General features: G+C 66.8%; 13 protein-coding genes and 1 tRNA gene. 9 read left to right on the forward strand and 5 right to left on the reverse strand.

The genetic code is table 11. From position 1 onward, the window contains the following. Window positions 1-25: 25 nt before the first annotated feature. Complete coding sequence (locus tag DT343_RS04510; RefSeq protein WP_112861907.1) at window positions 26-1,102, forward strand: LacI family DNA-binding transcriptional regulator; 1,077 nt, start codon at window positions 26-28, stop codon at window positions 1,100-1,102. A gap of 460 nt (window positions 1,103-1,562) precedes the next feature. On the opposite strand, the gene DT343_RS04515 is transcribed toward DT343_RS04510, so the two are convergent. Beyond that, window positions 1,563-1,652 (reverse strand) — tRNA-Ser (locus tag DT343_RS04515). A 105-nt stretch (window positions 1,653-1,757) separates the two neighbouring features. On the opposite strand from DT343_RS04515, the gene DT343_RS04520 reads away from it, so the two are divergent. The 5 genes from DT343_RS04520 to DT343_RS04540 are packed head-to-tail and all read left to right on the forward strand — an operon-like array spanning window position 1,758 to window position 5,847. Further along, window positions 1,758-2,606, forward strand: coding sequence for a septal ring lytic transglycosylase RlpA family protein (locus tag DT343_RS04520; RefSeq protein ID WP_181669114.1), 849 nt, complete (start codon window positions 1,758-1,760; stop codon window positions 2,604-2,606). A gap of 49 nt (window positions 2,607-2,655) precedes the next feature. Next, window positions 2,656-3,288, forward strand: a complete 633-nt coding sequence (gene tmk, locus DT343_RS04525; protein WP_112861909.1) for a dTMP kinase — start codon at window positions 2,656-2,658, stop codon at window positions 3,286-3,288. Beyond that, entirely contained in the window at window positions 3,285-4,274 is a 990-nt protein-coding gene (locus DT343_RS04530; RefSeq protein WP_112861910.1) for a DNA polymerase III subunit delta', read from the forward strand. The genes tmk and DT343_RS04530 overlap by 4 nt, the downstream gene beginning before the upstream one ends. Continuing rightward, window positions 4,274-5,056 (forward strand): TatD family hydrolase, encoded by a 783-nt coding sequence (locus DT343_RS04535; RefSeq protein WP_112861911.1) that lies wholly within the window; start codon window positions 4,274-4,276, stop codon window positions 5,054-5,056. Before DT343_RS04530 ends, DT343_RS04535 begins: the two co-directional genes overlap by 1 nt. Next, a complete protein-coding gene (locus DT343_RS04540) occupies window positions 5,053-5,847 on the forward strand; it encodes an MBL fold metallo-hydrolase (protein ID WP_112861912.1) in 795 nt (264 codons plus the stop codon). The genes DT343_RS04535 and DT343_RS04540 overlap by 4 nt, the downstream gene beginning before the upstream one ends. On the opposite strand, the gene recG is transcribed toward DT343_RS04540, so the two are convergent. Continuing rightward, window positions 5,844-7,931 carry an ATP-dependent DNA helicase RecG gene (gene recG / locus DT343_RS04545; protein WP_112862573.1) on the reverse strand — a complete coding sequence of 696 codons (2,088 nt, stop codon included), beginning with the start codon at window positions 7,929-7,931 and terminating at the stop codon, window positions 5,844-5,846. The genes DT343_RS04540 and recG overlap by 4 nt on opposite strands. Window positions 7,932-8,075: 144 nt before the next feature. Here recG and DT343_RS04550 point away from each other — a divergent pair, with 144 nt between their 5' ends. Together DT343_RS04550 and mfd are read left to right on the forward strand one after the other, a co-directional pair. After that, window positions 8,076-8,417 carry an FAD assembly factor SdhE gene (locus DT343_RS04550; RefSeq protein ID WP_055805011.1) on the forward strand — a complete coding sequence of 114 codons (342 nt, stop codon included), beginning with the start codon at window positions 8,076-8,078 and terminating at the stop codon, window positions 8,415-8,417. Then, a complete protein-coding gene (gene mfd, locus DT343_RS04555) occupies window positions 8,417-11,866 on the forward strand; it encodes a transcription-repair coupling factor (RefSeq protein ID WP_112861913.1) in 3,450 nt (1,149 codons plus the stop codon). Before DT343_RS04550 ends, mfd begins: the two co-directional genes overlap by 1 nt. Window positions 11,867-11,872: 6 nt before the next feature. On the opposite strand, the gene DT343_RS04560 is transcribed toward mfd, so the two are convergent. Continuing rightward, a complete protein-coding gene (locus tag DT343_RS04560) occupies window positions 11,873-13,180 on the reverse strand; it encodes a diguanylate cyclase domain-containing protein (protein ID WP_181669115.1) in 1,308 nt (435 codons plus the stop codon). 297 nt (window positions 13,181-13,477) lie between these two features. Here DT343_RS04560 and DT343_RS04565 point away from each other — a divergent pair, with 297 nt between their 5' ends. Beyond that, entirely contained in the window at window positions 13,478-14,326 is an 849-nt protein-coding gene (locus DT343_RS04565) for a YihY/virulence factor BrkB family protein (RefSeq protein WP_439897219.1), read from the forward strand. On the opposite strand, the gene DT343_RS04570 is transcribed toward DT343_RS04565, so the two are convergent. Both DT343_RS04570 and DT343_RS04575 read right to left on the reverse strand, forming a co-directional pair. Further along, the gene (locus DT343_RS04570) at window positions 14,283-14,534 is read right to left on the reverse strand and encodes a sulfurtransferase TusA family protein (protein WP_112861916.1); all 252 of its coding nucleotides are present in this window, start codon (window positions 14,532-14,534) and stop codon (window positions 14,283-14,285) included. The two genes, DT343_RS04565 and DT343_RS04570, sit on opposite strands and share 44 nt — an antisense overlap. Next, window positions 14,531-15,019 (reverse strand): CinA family protein, encoded by a 489-nt coding sequence (locus tag DT343_RS04575; RefSeq protein ID WP_181669116.1) that lies wholly within the window; start codon window positions 15,017-15,019, stop codon window positions 14,531-14,533. The genes DT343_RS04570 and DT343_RS04575 overlap by 4 nt, the downstream gene beginning before the upstream one ends. Window positions 15,020-15,058: the final 39 nt, after the last annotated feature.

Raw genomic sequence — 15,058 nt, forward strand, 5'->3', positions numbered from 1 at the left:
CGGACGATCATCTAGCCTTAGTTTTATGGTGAAGCTGGAACAGGCCGCGTCAAGCGCTGCGCGCAAGGTCACGATCAAACATGTCGCGGCCGAGGCCGGCGTGTCGTTGCAAACGGTGTCGCGCGTCATCAACAATGGCCCCAACGTCCGGCCTGAGGTGCGCGAACGGGTCAACGCCGCCGTGGCGAGGCTTGGCTACGTCCCAAGTCTGGCGGCGCAGCGCATGGGCGGATCGCGCTCCTATCTGCTTCTGGCGCTGAACGATCGTGATCGAACCATAGAGGGCTGGCGGTCGGGCGAGGGGACCGACTGGGTCGATCAAATGCTCTTGGGCGGCATGCTGAAATGCGCCGAGGCCGGCTATCGGATGATCTTCGAACTGGTCGACACCCATTCGGCCCATGTCGAGCGGGAGGTGAAGGCGGCGATTGCGGCGCTTCACCCTGACGGCGTGATCCTGACGCCGCCCCACTCGGACAATCCGCTCATCACCGGGCTGCTGGTGGATCTGGGTCTGCCGTTCGCGCGAATAGGCTCCACGGCGACGGGCGCAGGCTTCAGCATCGCGATGGACGACTACGCCGCCGCCGAAACGGCGACGAACCATCTTCTCGATCTGGGACATCGTCGGATCGGCTTCATCAGCGGCAGTCCCGAATACGCTCTGAGCGGCGCGCGGCTTCAGGGGTATCGTGCGGCGATGGCGGGGCGTGGCCTGCCCGAAGACGCCGATCTGGTCGGTCACGGCGACTTCACCTTCGCATCGGGCGAAGCGGCGATGGAGACCTTCTGCCGGCTGGCCCATCCGCCGACGGCCGTCGTGGCGTCCAACGACCAGATGGCGCTGGCGGCCCTGCGCGTTGCAGGTCGCAGAGGCCTCGCCGTCCCGCACGATCTGGCCATCATCAGCTTCGACGACACCCCCATCGTGCGCTTCAGCAATCCCCCGCTGACCGCTGTCGTCCAACCCATCGCAGCGATGGCGTCTGCAGCGGCGGATCTGCTGATCCGCGCCAAGTCCGGGCAGGACGACCTGCCTCAAGCATCAACGCCGCCCTTCCAACTGGCCGTTCGCGCCTCGACCGTCGCAACGTCCGAATGATACTGCAGAGCCGCCGGCCCAGCCGGATGAGCGTCGGCGCCAGAGGAAGAGGGGGCATCGCTGCTGGTGTTGAAGGTCCGGACCTCTGTTGTGGCGGCGTCCGCGCCACCTCGATCCTCTGCGTGTGCTCGGCAGGCGCAGTGGGCGCGTTTGCCAGGGGGCGGCGAAGGCCTCGTCGAACACCGCCCTTCGGCTTTTAAGCACGCAGTGTCGCCGTAGATCGGGGATTTTGAAGTCGATGCTGCGCCTCGCTGAGACTCAATGCTCGAAAATGACCGTTGGCCTCAGCCTGGATCAATCCATCGCTTCGTTCAGATCGGCAGGCACGTGCTAGGCCCGATCCATCAGCATGACGACGGTTGAAACGTCCTGAAACACCCGCCCAACAGGTCGCCGTATAGGCGGGTGTATAGGCTGGCGTCGGCGAGACCGACCGATTTCTTCAGAAAATCAACGGAATTGGCGGAAGCGGTGGGATTCGAACCCACGGACGGCTCTCACCGTCGCTGGTTTTCAAGACCAGTGCCTTAAACCACTCGGCCACACTTCCTTGCCGCCGCAGCGGAGGCGGACGCCATAGCAGGCGAACGGGTCATTAACCAAAGCGGAAATGTCTTCGGTCATCCTGTTTTCGTATTTTTTGCGAGGCGGGTCGATGACGTTTGGACAGGGAGTGCGCGGCGCGCTGATCCTGGGGCTGTTTTCGCTGCTGGCCGCCTGTTCCACCGTCGGCGGAGCGGGCGTGCGTGGGACGGTCGCCGGGCGCGGCGAGGATCATCCGCCGGTCGTCAAGGACCCTGCGCCGATCGTGTCTGGGACGATGCGGCCGTATCAGGTGCGCGGGCGCTGGTACACGCCCAAGGAACAGCCGGATTATGAGGAAGTCGGGATGGCGTCCTGGTACGGCGACGCCTTCAACGGGCGGCCGACCTCGACCGGCGAGCGGTTCGACATGCATGCCCTGACGGCGGCGCACAAGACCCTGCCTCTGCCCGGCCTGGTCGAGGTGACGAACCTGGAGAACGGGCGGCGGCTGGTGGTGCGGATCAATGACCGTGGGCCGTTCGTGGACAGCCGGATCATCGACCTGTCGCGCGAGGCGGCGAGCGAACTGGGGATGCTGTCACAGGGCGTGGGGCGGGTGCGCGTTCGCTACCTCGGCCGTGCGCCGCAGCAGGGCGGGGGCACGTTGTTGAGGGCGTCAGCGCCTGCGCCGCGCGGTTCGGTCCCGGCCAGCCCGCCCGTCAGCGTGGCCGCCATTGCGCCCGCTCCAGTCGCGGTCGCGGAGGTGACGACCTTCTGGGTCCAGGCGGGCAGCTTCTCGGATCAGGTCGAGGCCGGGCGAATCGCCGACAGCCTGAGCGGCTGGGTGAGGGCCGACCGGGGCGCGGGACGGTTCAATGTGGTGGTGGGGCCGTGGGACAGCGCCAATGCCGCCGAGGCGGCGCGTCAGTCGGTCGTGGCGCGGGGTTATGCGGGCGCCCTGTTGATATCCGGCAGCTGATCGCGCGGGCGGGCTTGCGCCGGGCGGCGTCGGCGCGCCATGAAGGCGCGTGACCCGTGGACAATTCATAAGCTTCGAAGGCGGCGAGGGCGCCGGCAAATCGACCCAGGTCGGGCGGCTGGTCGCGCGGCTGCAGACGGTGCTGGGCGAGCGCAAGGTCGTGCGCACACGCGAACCGGGCGGCTCCAAGGGTGCGGAGGTGATCCGCAATCTGGTGGTGGCCACGGATGCCGAGCCGTGGTCGGCCATGACCGAGACCCTGCTGATGTACGCCTCACGCTCGGACCATCTGGAGCGGACCATCCGCCCGGCGCTGGCGGCCGGCGACTGGGTGGTGTGCGACCGGTTCGCCGATTCCAGCCGGGCCTATCAGGGCGCAGGCGGCGGCGTGGCGCAAAGCTTCATCGAACAAATCGACGCGGGCGTGGTCGGGGACGACCAGCCGGACCTGACCCTGGTGTTCGACCTGCCGGTCGAGGTCGGGCTGGAGCGGGCGTTCGGGCGCGGCCTGTTCGAGACGCGGTTCGAATCCAAGGGGCTGGAATTCCATCAGCGCCTGCGCGAGGGCTTCCTGCGCATCGTCGAGGCCAATCCCCAGCGTTGCGTGCTGATCGACGCGGTCGGATCGCTGGACGAGGTCGAGGCGCGGGTCTGGCAGGCGGTTCAGGACCGGCTGCTGTGAGCGATCACCCGCGTGACCGGTTCGACCTGATACCTGATGCCGCGGCGGAGACGGCGTTTCTGGACGCCTGGGAGCGGGGGCGATTGCACCACGCCTGGCTGTTGTGCGGGGTCGAGGGGACGGGCAAGGCGACTTTCGCCTATCGCGCGGCGCGACGACTGCTGGGCGCGGCGGCCGATCCGGCATCCGGGCCGCTGGGCGCGCGGCGCGATGATCCGGTCAGCCGGCTGATCTCGGCTCAGTCGCATCCGGATCTGCTGGTGCTGGAACGGCTGGTTGAGGGCGGCAAGACGAAGAAGTCGATCTCGGTCGATCAGTCGCGCGAACTGCCGGAGTTCTTTTCAAAAAGCCCGTCGCAAGCCCAGTTTCGGGTGGCGATCATCGATGCGGCGGATGACCTGAATCTCAACGCCGCCAACGCCTTGCTGAAGGTTCTTGAGGAGCCGCCCGAGCGTGGCGTGCTGTTTCTGGTCACCCATGCGCCGGGGCGGTTGCTGGCGACGATCCGGTCGCGGTGCCGGCGGCTGAGCTTTCCGATCTGGGCGCCGGATCGGCTGGAGACCTTGGTGCGCAACCGGACGGGCGCGGAGCGTGAGGACGCCGAACACGCGGCGACCATGGCGGGCGGATCGCCGGGCGCAGCCCTGGCCTTGGCGTCCGGCGCGACGTTCGAGATGGATCAACTGGCGCGGCGCTGGGTCGAGGGCGATGTGGACCGGGCCGAAGCCCTGGCCATCGCCGACCGGTTCCGCGGCGCCGAGGGGCAGGAGCGGTTCGAGACGCTGATGGACCGGCTGATCGCGGCGGTGCGCATGCGCGCCTTGCAGAGCGCGCCCGGCGCCGGCAATCGCTGGGCCGAACTGTGGGAGCGGCTGCAGTCGCTGCCGGAGCGGGCGGCGGGATTGAACCTGGATAAGGCCGATGTGCTGGCCGGCGCGCTGGCGGACCTGAAGCGGGTCCAGGCCCAGCATGAGCGGATGGGCTGATGCTGATCGACAGTCATGTAAACCTGCACGCGCCGCAGTTCGACGAGGACCGGGACGCCGTGATCGCGCGCGCGCGCGAGGCGGGCGTCGGGCTGATGGTGGAGATCTCCGACAAGCTGACGACCTTTGAGGCGACGCACGGCATCGCCATGGCCAATGAGGACATCTGGTGCACGGTCGGGGTCCATCCGCACGAGGCCAAGGATGCGGCGGATTTGACGGCGGCGACCCTGATCGAACTGGCCCGGCGGCCCAAAGTGGTCGGGATCGGCGAATGCGGTCTGGATTTCCACTACGACCTCAGCCCGCGCGAGGTACAGGCGGCGGTGTTCCGGCAGCATGTGGCGGCGGCGCGCGAAACCGGTCTGCCGCTGGTGATCCATACGCGTGAGGCGGACGATGTGATGGCGTCGATCCTGCGCGAGGAATATGCAGCCGGGACGTTCAAGATGTTGATGCACTGCTATACGAGTGGCGCAGAACTGGCGAAAATCGCTGCGGAAATGGGCGCCTGGTTTTCGGTTTCCGGCATCGCGACCTTCAAGGCGGCCGAGGATGTGCGGGCGGTGATCCGCGATATGCCGGGCGACCGGATCATCGTCGAGACCGACTGCCCCTATCTGGCGCCCATTCCGCATCGTGGACGGCGCAACGAGCCGGCCTACATCGGTCATGTACTGGACAAGCTGGCCGAGATCCGTGGCTGGAGCGCCGAGCAGGCGGACCGCATCACGACCGAGGCCTTCTTCGGCCTCTTTGACCGGATACCCAGGCCCGCATGAGTTTCGAAGTCGTCATTCTGGGCAGCGGGTCGTCGGGCGGGGTGCCGCGCGGGGACGGCGACTGGGGCGCCTGCGACCCAACCGAGCCGAAGAACCGGCGCACGCGCTGTTCGATGCTGGCGAGGAAGACCGGGCCGGAGGGGGTGACCAATGTCCTGATCGACACCTCGCCGGACCTGCGCGAACAGATGCTGGCCAGTGGCACGAAGCATGTGGACGCGGTCCTCTACACCCACGATCATGCGGATCAGACCCACGGCATCGACGATCTGCGCACCTTTGCCGCGCGGGCGAGAAAGCGCATTCCGGCGTGGATGGATGCGGCGACGCATGGCTCGCTGACGCATCGGTTCGACTACATCTTCGAGAGCAAGTTCGGTTATCCGCCGCTGCTGGACGGACGGATCATTCCGCCGCATGGCACGGCCTGGTCGGTCGAGGGCGCGGGTGGGGCGATCCCGGTCACGACCTTTGATCAGGCGCACGGGCCGATCTGTTCGGTCGGCTATCGATTGAGCGACGTCGCCTATTCCAGCGATGTGTCCGATCTGGACGAGGCGGCCCTGGCGGCGGTGGCCGGGTGCAAGCTGTGGATCGTGGATGCGCTGCGTTATGCGCCGCATCCGACCCATGCCCATTTGGACCAGGCCCTAGCGTGGATCGCCGCAGCCGATGTCGAGCGCGCGGTGCTGACGAACCTGCACATCGACATGGATTACAAGGTGTTGTCGGCGCTTGTTCCCGAAAACGTAGAGGTCGGATTCGATGGCTGGAGCCGAGTGATCGGCTAGCTCGCGCCGGCCTTGTGGTTTTTCCAGTCGAATAGCTCTTCCAGCACCTGCACCGCTTGGCCGCGTTCCGAGGTCAGATCCGGGTCGCGGTTCATGATCAGCCGCGCGTCATCGGCGGCGGCTAGCATCAGGCTGCGGTGGCGGATCGGGTCGGCGAAGCGGTAGGCGGGAAAACCGCTTTGTTTCAGGCCCAGGGGATCGCCGCCGCCGCGCAGGCGGAAGTCTTCCTCGGCGATCTCGAATCCGTCCTCGGTGCGACGCAGGGTTTCGAGCCGCTCCTTGGCCGTCTCGCCCAACGCGCCGTCCTGACCGCCGTATAGCAGGATGCAGGCACTGGCCTTGGCGCCGCGCCCAACGCGGCCGCGCAACTGGTGCAACTGGGCCAGGCCGAAGCGGTCGGCGTGTTCGATCACCATGATCGAGGCGTTGGGCACGTCCACGCCGACTTCGACCACAGTGGTGGCGACGAGAACCGGCAGGCGGCCGTCGGCGAAGTCGGCCATGACGGCCTCGCGCTCTGCGCCCGGCATCTGGCCGTGGGCCAGGCCGACCTCCACGCCCAACAGGCGCCGCAGATCGTCGGCGCGATCGACGGCGGCCGCCAAGTCGATGGCCTCGGATTCCTCAACCAAGGGACAGATCCAATAGGCCTGGGCGCCGCTCTCTACCGCCGTTTTCAGCCGGGCGGCGACCTCGCCGATACGGGCCAAGGGCAGGACGGCGGTCGTGACGGGCGTGCGGCCGGGCGGCTTTTCCATCAGGCGACTGACCTCCAGCTCGCCGTACTGCGTCAGCTCCAGCGTGCGGGGGATGGGGGTAGCCGACATGGTCAGCAGGTGCACGGCGCCCAGGCGCGGGTCGCCCTTGGCTTGCAGCCGCTGGCGCTCGTTCACGCCGAATCGGTGCTGTTCGTCGATGACGGCCAGAGCCAGGCGGTCGAAGCGAACGGCGTCCTGGAACAGGGCATGGGTGCCGATGGCGACCTGGGCGTCACCCGAGGCCAGGGCAGCCAGTTTCTCGCGTCGTTGAGCCGGGGTGTCGCGGCCGGTGAGCAGGACGGCGGCGACGCCGGCTGCGTCCAGCATGGGGCCGAGCTTCTCGTAATGCTGGCGCGCCAGGATTTCGGTCGGGGCCATGAGGGCGGATTGGAAACCGCTGGAAGCGGCGTCGGCCAAAGCTAAGGCGGCGACGGCGGTCTTGCCCGAGCCGACATCGCCTTGCAGCAATCGGCCCATCTGCTGGCCCGACGCTAGATCACGGCGGATTTCGGCGACGGACTGGACCTGGGCGTTGGTCAGCTGGAAGGGCAGGGCCTGGAGCAGGTGTTCGGACGCCGCGCCGGGGGCGAGGACGGGGGCGGGCCTGATCTCGCGGGCGCGGCGACGACGGGCCAGAGCTAACTGATGGGCCAGGAATTCGTCATAGGCCAGGCGTTGGCGGGTGGGGGCGTCGGGCGACAGGTCCAGCTCGGCCGTAGGGGCATGCAGGGCGTCCAGAGCGGCGCGCCAACCCAGCCAGTTCTGCTTCTTGAGCCAGGCGGAATCCTGCCACTCCGGCAGGTCGGAGGCTGCGAGAAGGGCGGCCTGGACCAGTTTGCGCAACTGGCGAGAACTGAGCCCCTGCGTCGCCGGATAGACGGGTTCGGACGCCGGAATGTCGGCGGCCTTTTCGAGCGTCACGATGTCCGGATGGACGATCTGAACCTCGCCATTGAACCTTTCGACCTTGCCCGCGACCAACCGCGTCTCGCCGCGCGGCAACAGCCGGTCGATGTGCTGGGGCGAACCGCCGAACCAGACGAGATGCACGAAGCCGGTCGGATCGCTGGCCCGGACCTTCAGCGGCGCGCCGGGGCGGCTGGGCGTGAAGAGGCGATCGATGGTCACGGTGAAGACGCCGACCTCGCCATCGACGGCGCTGGCGGCCTCAGCAGGGCGGCGCACGATGAGGCCGGACGGGCTGAGGAACAGCAGATCGCGGACCAGCGGGCCCGCCGCCTTTTGCAACAGAGGCAGGACGCGAGGGCCCACGCCCTTAAGGGTCGAGACCTCGGCGAACAGGGGAAAGAGAATCTGCGGACGCATCGCCGTGAACATAGCGTGACCATGACGGGTGGCGAAGTCCGTTCAGGAACGCTATCTGCGCTTCTTCCATTTGAAGACGCTAACGCTCGCCACGCGGTGGCTCGCTGCTTGAGCGTCTTCCCACTTTGCCGGGCAAGGATTCTTGTGGCCGAAATCGACGCGCGTCCCGAAAGCGAAATGACCCCTGAGCAGATGACACCTGAGCGCAGGCAGCGGCTGGGACGCATTCAGTTCCGCGCCTGGCGTCGGGGCTTTCGCGAGGCCGACATGGTGCTGGGTCCGTTTTCCGATCAGGTCGCGCCGACCCTGACCGATGCGGAACTGGACCAGTTCGAGCGACTGATCGACGAGGAAGATCAGTGGCTTTACGGCTGGATCATCGAGCGTGATCCGACGCCGCCCGAGTTCGAGACGCCGGTGATGGCCAAGGTGCGCGCCTTCATGCGCGCCCACGTCGCGGCAGAAGTCGGCAAGGGAATCGGCTGATGGACGCCAAGGTCGAATACCGAACCGACGCCGATCTGGGCGGCGCGCCCGAGGGGTTGGACGCGCTGATCGTCGCCGAACCTATCAAGGCCGGCGGCGGCGTCGGCCTGTTCGTCGCACGCGATTTTCAGAGGTCGGGCAGCTTCGTTCAGGCATTTCAGTTCTTCTCGAAAGATATTGAAGTCCTAGATTATCCGGCGTGGGACTGTCTGCCCTATGACCGACTGAGCCCGACGGCGGGAATCGCGGCACAGCGGATGGCGACGCTGACGCGGCTGGCGATGCGCAAGCCCGGCGATGCGCCGGTTCTGGTCGTGACGACGGTGTCGGCGGCCATGCAACGCACCCCGCCCAAGTCGGTCACGACACAGGCCGGGTTCGAAACCAAGGTCGGACGCGATCTCGATATCCAGGCGCTGGAGCGATATTTCGCCGCTAACGGCTATGTCCGTGCCTCGACCGTGTCGGAGCGCGGCGAGTTCGCGGTGCGCGGCGGGGTCGTCGACGTCTATCCGCCCGGCTTCGAGGAGCCGGTCCGGCTGGATATGTTCGGATCCGAGCTGGAATCGATCCGCACCTTCGATCCCGAAACGCAGCGGTCGACCGGCCAGATGACGTCCGTGTCCCTCGCGCCGGTGTCGGAGGCGCTGCTGGATGCAGCGGCCATCTCGCGCTTTCGCACCGGCTATCTGAACCTTTTCGGCGCGCCAGGCGACGACCCGCTGTACGCGACGATCAGCGAGGGCGCGCGGCGTCAGGGCATGGAGCAGTGGCTGCCGCTGTTCTATGAGACCCTGGACAGCCTGTTCGACTATCTGCCGGACGACGCGGCGATCTTCCTAGACAACCAGGTCGAGACGGCCCGCGCCGAGCGATGGGATCTGGTCGCGGACGCCTATGATGCGCGCGCCGAGGCGGCCAAGGCCAAAGGACAGGCCAGCGCCAATCGCGCCTTGCCGCCAAAGCGGCTCTATCTGGACGCCGGAGACTGGAACCAGGCGCTGGCGGGTCGCGTCGTGCGTCGTTTCACGCCCTTCTCCACGGGAGGCGAGGATGCCGGCGGACGGTTGGGCAGAACCTTCGCCGCCGAGCGGGCGCAGGACAGCGTCAATCTGTTCGAGGCGGTGGCGGCCCATGCGGCGGGGCTGAAGGCCGAGGGCAAGCGGGTGCTGTTCGCCTCCTGGACCGAAGGGTCATCGGAGCGGCTGGCGACCATGCTGGCCGACCACGGGCTGGATCACATCGTCGCCGTGCGCGACTGGGCCGACGTTCAGGCGGCCCCGAAAGACCTCTATCTGCGCGGCGTCCTGCCGGTCGAGCATGGCTTTGCCACCGACGAGGTGGCGGTCATTTCCGAGACCGACATCCTGGGCGACCGTTTGGCGCGACCGCGCAAGAAACGCCGCGCCTCGAACTTCCTGGCGGAGGCGTCGGCCCTGACGACGGGCGATCTGGTGGTTCACCTGGATCACGGGATCGGCCGCTACGAGGGGCTGAAGACGCTGGAGATCCAGCAGGCCCCGCACGATTGCCTGGAGCTGTTCTACGCCGGTGAGAGCAAACTCTATCTGCCGGTTGAAAACATTGATCTTCTGACCCGATACGGGTCGGACTCCGAAGGCGTCCAACTGGACAAGTTGGGCGGCGCAGGCTGGCAGGCGAGAAAGGCCAAGGCCAAGGAACGTCTGCGCGCCATGGCCGAGGGGCTGATCGCCCTGGCCGCCAAACGGGCGCTGCGCGAGACCGATGCGGTCACGCCGCCGCCGGGTCTGTTCGCCGAGTTCTGCGCGCGCTTCCCCTATGAGGAGACCGACGATCAGCTTAACGCCATCGGAGATGTGCTGGAGGATCTGGGCAAGGGCACGCCGATGGATCGCCTGATCTGCGGCGATGTCGGCTTCGGCAAGACCGAGGTGGCGCTGCGGGCCGCCTTCGTCGTCGCCATGACGGGTCAGCAGGTGGCGATCGTTGCGCCGACGACCCTGCTGGCGCGCCAGCACTACAAGACCTTCACCGAACGCTTCGCCGGCTGGCCGGTCAAGGTGCGTCAACTGTCGCGGATGGTGGGGTCCAAGGAGGCGGCGGAGACGCGCGCCGGGCTGAAGGACGGCTCGGTCGAGATCGTCGTCGGCACCCATGCGGTGCTAAGCGAACAGGTCGGCTTCCGCGACCTGGGCCTGGTCATCGTCGACGAGGAGCAGCACTTCGGCGTCAAGCACAAGGAGAAGCTGAAGACGCTGCGCGCCGACGTGCATCTCTTGACTCTGACCGCCACGCCGATCCCGCGCACGCTTCAGATGGCGCTGTCGGGCATCCGCGAGATGTCGATCATCGCCACCCCGCCGGTCGATCGCCTGGCGGTGCGGACCTACGTCACGCCGTGGGATCCGGTGCTGGTGCGCGAGGCCCTGCTGCGCGAGAAATATCGCGGGGGTCAGGCCTACTACGTCGCGCCGCGGCTGAAGGACCTGCCCGCCATCGAGAAGTTCCTGCGCGAACAGGTGCCCGAGGTGAAGTTCGTTGTCGGTCACGGCCAGATGAGCGCGACCCAGCTGGAAGAGGTGATGAGCGCCTTTTACGACGGGGAATACGACGTCTTGGTCTCCACCACGATCGTCGAGAGCGGGCTAGATATCCCGACGGCGAATACGCTGATCGTGCACCGCGCCGACATGTTCGGCCTCGCGCAACTGTATCAGATCCGGGGGCGGGTCGGACGGTCCAAGGCCCGCGCCTTCGCGTATCTGACCACCGATGCGGTCAAGCCGATGACCTTGTCGGCCGAGCGGCGGTTGCAGGTTCTGCAGTCGCTGGACAATCTGGGCGCCGGCTTCCAGCTGGCCAGCCACGATCTGGACCAGCGTGGCGGCGGCAATCTGCTGGGCGACGAACAGTCGGGCCACATCCGCGAGGTCGGCGTCGAACTGTACCAGCAGATGCTGGAAGACGCCGTGGCGGAGTTACGCGAGAAGGGCGAGGGACAGGCGGTGGATCGCGGTTGGTCGCCGTCGATCAATGTTGGCGCTTCTGTCCTTATTCCAGAAGATTACGTGCCAGATCTGAACGTGCGCCTGAGCCTCTATCGTCGTCTTTCCGACGCCGAACAGGCCGAGGATCGCGAAGCCTTGGCCGCCGAACTGATCGACCGTTTCGGACCCTTGCCGGATGAGGCGCAGCAGTTGCTGAAGATCGTCGGCATCAAGTCGAACTGCCGCAAGGCCTGCATCGAGAAGATCGACATCGGACCGCGCGGTGCGGTCCTGACGTTGCGCGACAACAGCTTCCCCAATCCGGCGGGACTGGTCGGGCTGATCCAGAAGAACCACGCCTTCTGGAAGATCCGGCCGGATCAGAAGATCGTCGTTTCGGGCGACTGGCCGACGGCGGAAGAGCGATTGAAGGTGGCCGAACGGATCACCGCCGATCTGGCGCGGGTGGCGGGAGCGTAGAGCCCCTCAGCGCGTCTTTTCGAACAGGTCGGCCGAGGCGCGCTCAAGCAGGGCGGCGGCGCTTTCGTCGGGACGCATCTCGGCGGCGCCGACGTCGAACTCGGCGACGAACGGCGACCGGTCCGGACCGGCGTCGAAGGCGGTGCAGCCGATCACGGCGGCGATTCGTTCTGCGGCCAGACGCGCCGGTTCAGCGTGGGTCGCGGGCAGGGCCAGGGCGAAGACCTCCTTGGCCAAGCGGGCAGGGGTGTCCTCGACACGGACCAGGCGCGAAACCATGGCCCCGATCTGCGGCATGGCGCGATCCAGCCAACCGCCCTGACGCGCCCAGGTGACGGATTCGGTTTCGCGCACCCTCAGGACGCAGACGGAAAGCGGGCGCTTGCGCGCGCGCGAGGCCTCGGCGACGCGGCCCAGGTGGCTGGCGAACAGTTCGGGCGTGAACAGGCCTGTTTCAGGATCCATCACGTCCAGGCTGCGCACCGAGTCCAACGTCTTGCGAATGCCCAGATGGATGCGGTGCGCGCCGGCCAGGGCCAGGATACGCTCGGCCGTTTCGCCCTCGGGCGTGTCGGCGGAGGCGACGTCTGCGAAGCCACGGTTGAACAGTTCAGCCAGGCTGATCTCGTTCCTGCCGCGCAGATAAAGCATCAGCGGAATATGATAGAGACGCGTGTTGCGCTTCATGCCCGCCGCGATCGACAGGGCCGGCGCATGGTCTTCGGCGCCCCACAGAACGGCGGCGTCGAACGGGCTTTCGTGCAGATAGTCGAAGGCGGTGTATGGTGTCGGCGCCGCGACCACCTCGACCCCGGCCGCGGTCAGGGCGTTCGACAGGGCGAGAAAGCGCCGGTCCGCGACGCCGGCGGCCAGAACATGCAAGGGACCATCGTCGTCGGTCCTTTTGTCCAAGCCGACCCCGCGCGTGGCGAAGGTGGTGACGCGCAGTCGGTATTCTTCCTCGGCGATGGCGGCCCGGCCCAACTGCTCCAGACGCAAGGCGGCCTGGGCCGGATGCGGCGGCGTGGACATGGTCAGATCCGCGCCCTTCACCGAATCGGGGCGGGCGCCGATGACCACGATGGGCAGGCGGCGCGGCTCGGCGGCGGCGCGAAGGCGGGACGCCACGTCGGCGTCGAAGGTATTGATGTCGATGACGGCGGCTTCGAGCGGAAAGTCCTGAAGCGTCATTTCGGCGGAGACGACATCGCGGGCGGTCACTGTCGTCCAGCCCAGCGCATCAAGACCCGCAGCGAGCGGCCCGATCCGGCCATCGTCAGCCGCCAGGATCAATACGCGCGCGTCGAAAGCCAAGCCAATCGTCTCCAAAAGTCGCCGCGCCAATAGACGGCCGGAAACGCGCGGACCATAGCGACGAGGGTGTTAAGGATGCAATGTCGTCCGGCCAAAGCGATGCGGCCGGATCGCGAATGATCGTTCTCACGCGGATGAGACTTTCGCCGCAGACGAATTCCGCTAGGTTCCGCCGCTTGTGCAACGGTTGTGGGGACCGATTTGAGTGAGCAACTGACACGGTCGGTCCTGAAAGCGCCCGGGTTCTGGGGCGGGCTGGCCGTGCGAGCGTTCACCCGCAGCTGGGGGCGCGACGTCATGCTCTATACGGGCGGCGTGTCCTTTTTCGCCCTGCTGGCCGTATTTCCGGCGATCGCCATCCTGATCGGCTTCTACAAGTTGGGTCTGTCGATCAGCGAAGTCAGCGCCCAGGCGACCGCGCTATCGGACCTGTTGCCCAAGGCGGCGCAGACCATTTTTCAGGGCGAGATCACGCGTTTGAGCAATGCGTCGGCGCGAACGGTTTCCGCTCAGAGCGCCTTCGCCCTGTTCGTCGGCGCCTATGCCGCGCACCGAGGTTTCAAGGCCTTGTTGGCGGGATTGAACCTGATCCATGACGAGACCGAGCCGCACGGCTTCTTCAAGTTCAATCTGCTGGCCTTCTTCGTGGCCATCTTCGCCTTTGCGCTGTTCACTGTGGTGTCGGGCGCGGTCGTGACCGTGCGGATCATGGCGCATGCGTCGTCGTCGGCCGCCGGCCTGCCTGGGCGAAGCGGCATGGCGCCGCTTGACGCCTTCCTGCCCGCCATCGGTTTGGTGATCGGGCTGACGCTGCTTTACCGCTACGCCATGAGCCACAGGACGCCGGTCGCCTGGCTGCCCGCGACAGCGGGCGGTCTGGTGGCGACGCTGATGTCCGTCGTGTCGTCTTGGCTGTGCGCCATCTATGTCGAGCAGATCGCGCCGCTGGGGGCCACCTATGGATCGGTCGGCGCCGTGGTGGTGCTGCTGATCTGGCTGTCGTGGAACGTCAACGCCATCTTCTACGGCGGCGCCTTCGCCACCGAGATGGAGCTGGCGGCCAAGGCGCGCGCGATCGCCGACGCGCCGCCGGCCGATGTCGTCAATCTGTCGGAGCGTCGGGCCGGGCGTCGGTCTCGATCGTAAAGCGAAGAAGGCCGTCGGCGTCCTCGATCTCGAGCACGCGGCCGCCTTTTTGGGACATCAGAAACGGCACATCGATCCGGGCCATCGGATCGGTGGCCAGCAGCACGATCCGCGCGCCGGGCGGGGCTGTTTCCATCGCCTTCATCAGCTTCAGGCTGGGAACAGGGCAGCGGTGACCCCTGGCGTCGAGAACGACAGGGTCGCTCACGCGAGCCGATCCGTTAGCATTTCCAATGCCACGCGAACGCTGGCCTGTCGGATCCCATCGCGGCCGAGGTCGCCGAACCGCTCGACGCGGTGAATGACGCCTTGTCGGCCTGAAGCCGCGAAGTGCACCAGACCCACGGGTTTATCGACCGATCCGCCGCCTGGCCCGGCCACGCCTGTTACAGACACCGAGAAGTTGGCGCGCGAGTGTTTGACGGCGCCCTCGGCCATCGCCACTGCGACGGCTTGCGACACGGCGCCGTGAGCGGACAGAACCTCTAGCGACACGCCAAGCATCTCGGCCTTGGCCTCGTTGCTGTAGGTGACGAAGCCGCGATCCAGAACCGCTGACGAACCGGGGATGGCTGTGATCGCAGCGGACACCAAACCGCCCGTGCAGCTTTCGGCCGTCACCAGCATCAGGCCGCGTTCGCTGGCCGTTGCGACAATCTGTTGCGCCAGGTGCGCGATATCTTGGGAAAACATGGTCTTTTCATAGGCCGCGAACCCCGCTCTAACCAGAGC

The sequence above is a fragment of the Brevundimonas vesicularis genome (assembly GCF_900445985.1).
Taxonomy (GTDB): Bacteria; Pseudomonadota; Alphaproteobacteria; order Caulobacterales; family Caulobacteraceae; genus Brevundimonas; species Brevundimonas vesicularis_D.

Excerpts from the sequence above, each read along its gene's own strand:
- DT343_RS04510 (WP_112861907.1), top strand. The coding sequence starts at position 26 with ATGGTGAAGCTGGAACAGGCCGCGTCAAGCGCTGCGCGCAAGGTCACG.
- DT343_RS04520 (WP_181669114.1), top strand. The coding sequence starts at position 1,758 with ATGACGTTTGGACAGGGAGTGCGCGGCGCGCTGATCCTGGGGCTGTTT.
- DT343_RS04535 (WP_112861911.1), top strand. The coding sequence starts at position 4,274 with ATGCTGATCGACAGTCATGTAAACCTGCACGCGCCGCAGTTCGACGAG.
- DT343_RS04540 (WP_112861912.1), top strand. The coding sequence starts at position 5,053 with ATGAGTTTCGAAGTCGTCATTCTGGGCAGCGGGTCGTCGGGCGGGGTG.
- recG (WP_112862573.1), bottom strand. The coding sequence starts at position 7,931 with ATGCGTCCGCAGATTCTCTTTCCCCTGTTCGCCGAGGTCTCGACCCTT.
- mfd (WP_112861913.1), top strand. The coding sequence starts at position 8,417 with ATGGACGCCAAGGTCGAATACCGAACCGACGCCGATCTGGGCGGCGCG.
- DT343_RS04565 (WP_439897219.1), top strand. The coding sequence starts at position 13,478 with ATGCTCTATACGGGCGGCGTGTCCTTTTTCGCCCTGCTGGCCGTATTT.
- DT343_RS04575 (WP_181669116.1), bottom strand. The coding sequence starts at position 15,019 with ATGTTTTCCCAAGATATCGCGCACCTGGCGCAACAGATTGTCGCAACG.